Here is an 859-nt window from a genome sequence, read left to right as displayed (position 1 = left end):
AACAGATGTAGGTTTATCTAACTTATTTACATAACCAATTTTTCCAATCGTTCCATCCTTAGAAATAAGAATATCTCCTTCTTGAAGCATAATCTCTGGTGATTCTATGTATCTTTCCTCTGAGATATATCCCGCTTTATTCCAATCAATGCCAGTTACCGTTAATGATTCTCCATTAATAATACGATATTCAGACTCGGAAAGATATTCTTCTTTCTTCAATCCTTTCCATCCAATCCGCCCCTTGATATACAGGTAATCTCCAAGACTAGCTTTATTTTCTTTCTCCATTTCTGAATAAAAGATTGATCCAAAAATAGCTTGCATCTGCTCCGATAAATTCCTATTAATCTGATTATTATTCTCAATTTTATCATCAATTGTCTTAAGAACACTTACAATCTTTTCTCGTATATTCTTTTTAGGTACAGGTATTGGAAAATCTCTAAGCCCACCAAGAGGTAAGTATTGTTGTGTTGAACCTCTTAAATGTTTAAAAACATATTCCTTGGCTTGCGGAGATTTTAGATAAAAATAGAGCCATAACGCATTTTCTTTATCTCCACCCATTTGAAAGATTCCCATGTTTTTACACGCATAATCTACACACTCATTTTTTTCTAAATATGTATTACCAATAGTACCAATCATACTAAATAAAATATCCCACTGTCCTACAGTACTTCTTTTTATTATCTTTTGATAATCCTCTTCAGAAATTTGCTTAGCAGTGCTAAAATCAATTTCATATTCACCCAAATGTCTAGATGTAATAAGATAACGGCCTTCATCTACTGCTTTAGGCGAATCATGAGTTCCATCAGTAACACCTGCACAAAAATCTTCTGCTTTAATAATA

The 859-nt window shown here is 32.5% G+C and carries 1 protein-coding gene; it reads right to left on the bottom strand.

Annotated elements, in window-relative coordinates; translation table 11 throughout:
- On the bottom strand, positions 1 to 859 hold an 859-nt coding region (locus CCU_RS11905), incomplete at both ends, for a restriction endonuclease subunit S (RefSeq protein ID WP_208896216.1).

It is taken from the genome of Coprococcus sp. ART55/1 (assembly GCF_000210595.1).
Lineage (GTDB): Bacteria > Bacillota > Clostridia > Lachnospirales > Lachnospiraceae > Coprococcus > Coprococcus aceti.
Note: the sequence above shows the minus strand (reverse complement) of the source record. Positions and strands in the feature narration are given on the sequence as shown.